The sequence below is a fragment of the Streptomyces sp. S3(2020) genome (genome assembly GCF_013044505.1).
Classification (GTDB): domain Bacteria; phylum Actinomycetota; class Actinomycetes; order Streptomycetales; family Streptomycetaceae; genus Streptomyces.
Genome location: NZ_JABERD010000461.1, coordinates 1 through 2,409, shown reverse-complemented (window position 1 = coordinate 2,409; position 2,409 = coordinate 1). Strand labels below are relative to the sequence as shown.

Sequence of the window (2,409 nt, the reverse complement as noted above, 5' to 3'; positions counted from 1 at the left end):
GCCCCCGGGGCCGTACCCGCCGGGCCCCTACAACCCGCCCGGCCCCTGGGGCTACGGCTACGGCGGATACGCGCGGCCCGTGCCCGTCAACGGCCTCGCCATCGCCGCCCTGGTCCTGGGCATCCTCTGCTTCCTGCCGGCGGTCGGGCTGGTCCTGGGGCTGGTCGCGCTGAGCCAGATCAAACGCAGGGGCGAGCGCGGCAAGGGCATGGCCGTCGCGGGCTCCGTGCTGTCCTTGGTGGGCCTGGTCCTGTGGACCCTGTCGCTCACCACCGGCGCCGCCGCCGACTTCTGGGACGGCTTCAAGGACGCCGCGAGCGGCAAGGGCAGCGCCTACTCGCTCAAGAAGGGCGACTGCTTCGACTCGGGGAGCGGTGCCCTGACGGGCGAGACCTACGACGTCGACGAGGTGCCCTGCGCCCAGGCGCACCACGGCGAGGTGTTCGCCGTCGTCGAGCTCCCCGGCGGCAGCTTCCCGGGCGACAGCGCGATCGAGGACACCGCCGACGACAAGTGCTACGCGCTCCAGGAGACGTACGCCATGGACGCCTGGGCCGTACCGGAGGACGTGGACGTCTACTACCTGGTGCCCTCCGAGGACAGCTGGACCTTCGGGGACCGCGAGATCACCTGCCTGTTCGGCAACGTCGACGAGGACAAGAGCCTGACCGGCTCGCTGCGCAACGACGGGACGACCCTCGACGCCGACCAACTGGCCTTCCTGAAGGCGGCCAACGCCCTGGACAGGGTGCTCTACGAGGAGCCCGAGGACTACGCCGAGGACGACCTCCCGGCGAACACGGACTGGGCGGCCGACGTCGACACCGCGCTCGGCGAGCAGTCCGAGGCGCTGGGCGGCCGCTCCTGGTCCGCCGGGGCCGCGCGGCCGGTCGCCGACTTCGTGAAGGACATGAAGGACGCCCGCGAGGAGTGGGCGAAGGCGGCCGACGCGGCGGACGTCGACACGTACTACGAGCACTACGACGCCGGCTACGACTTCGTCGACGGCAAGACCACCGTCACCGCCCGCGAAGCTCTGGGCCTGGCCACCACGGTGCCGTCGTACGACGAGGAGTACGACAGCGGGAGCGGTGGCGGAGGTGCCGGGGAACTCGATGTGTGATCGCCGCTATAGCGGGGAGAAAGTGCCTGCGTAAAGCCCGAGGCGGGCACATGTCACTACATCGAGTGATTCTCTGGCCTTTGCTTGCACGGCGGAACCCACGGTTGCCACGCTGTTGCTGTCTGTACAACCTGATGGGAGCGGCCAGTGACATTCGGTGAGCAGCCGGCGTATCTGCGCGTCGCGGGCGATCTTCGCAAGAAGATCGCCGACGGTTCGCTGCCACCGCACACCCGGCTGCCCTCCCAGGCCAGAATCCGCGAGGAGTACGGCGTCTCGGACACCGTCGCCCTGGAGGCGCGCAAGGTGCTGATGGCCGAGGGGCTGGTCGAGGGCCGCTCCGGCTCCGGGACGTATGTGCGTGAGCGCCCGGTGCCCCGTCGGGTCGCCCGCTCCGGCTTCCGTCCGGACGGCGGGGCCACGCCCTTCCGCCAGGAGCAGGCCGACGGCGAGACGCGCGGCACCTGGGAGTCGAGGAGCGCGCAGGCCGAGGCGAGCGTCGCCGTCGCGGACCGGCTCGGCATCCGGCCCGGCGACCGGGTGATGTGCACCAAGTACGTCTACCGGGACAACGGCGAGCCGATGATGCTCTCCACCTCCTGGGAGCCCCTCGCCGTCACCGGCCGCACCCCCGTGATGCTGCCCGAGGAGGGCCCGCTCGGCGGCATGGGCGTCGTCGAGCGCATGGCGGCCATCGACGTGATCGTGGACAACGTCACCGAGGAGGTCGGCGCCCGCCCCGGTCTCGCCGAGGAACTCCTCGCGCTGGGCGGCGTCCCCGGCCATGTCGTCGTGGTCGTCCATCGCACGTTCTACGCCTCCGGCCGCCCCGTGGAGACGGCCGACGTGGTCATCCCGGCGGACCGCTACCGGGTCGCCTACCACCTTCCGGTGAAGTAGCGCACGCCGGTACGGCAGTTGCCCCCCGTACCCGTCCAACCGGGGTCCCCGCGAGCGGCGTTGGAATCTGGCCGTTCTCGCAGGTGGCCCCGGGCGTGCGTGCACCGCTCTGACCGGATGTATTCCGGTGTACGCACGGCGCGTTCGACGCCGCACGCCCCCTGCGTTCTGGCTGGTTGCGTACCTCTTTGTGAGAATCCGTATCCGCTGCGTGAAGGTTAGGCGTAGGCTCGGGCATATGCGGATTGCGGTTTCCTTAGCGGGCGGGGCCGTACAGCCCGGACGGGCCCGGTTCATTCCGGGACCGCGAGCTCGAACCACACCGTCTTGCCCGCCTCACCTGGTCTGGTGCCCCAGCGGCGCGAGGAGTGGGCGACCAGTTGCAG

General features: G+C 70.7%; 2 protein-coding genes and 1 pseudogene. 2 read left to right on the top strand and 1 reads right to left on the bottom strand.

Annotation, left to right across the window (positions count from 1 at the left end; translation table 11 throughout):
- Positions 1 to 1,123: DUF4190 domain-containing protein (locus HLK59_RS49540; protein ID WP_171148257.1), on the top strand; the 1,123-nt coding region annotated here is incomplete at its 5' end.
- Positions 1,124 to 1,270: 147 nt separating this feature from the next.
- Positions 1,271 to 2,023, top strand: coding sequence for a GntR family transcriptional regulator (locus HLK59_RS49535; RefSeq protein WP_171148256.1), 753 nt, complete (start codon positions 1,271 to 1,273; stop codon positions 2,021 to 2,023).
- Positions 2,024 to 2,316: 293 nt separating this feature from the next.
- Here the strand turns inward: HLK59_RS49535 and HLK59_RS51830 are convergent.
- Positions 2,317 to 2,409 (bottom strand): annotated as a pseudogene (locus HLK59_RS51830) (ATP-binding protein); the annotation flags it as partial.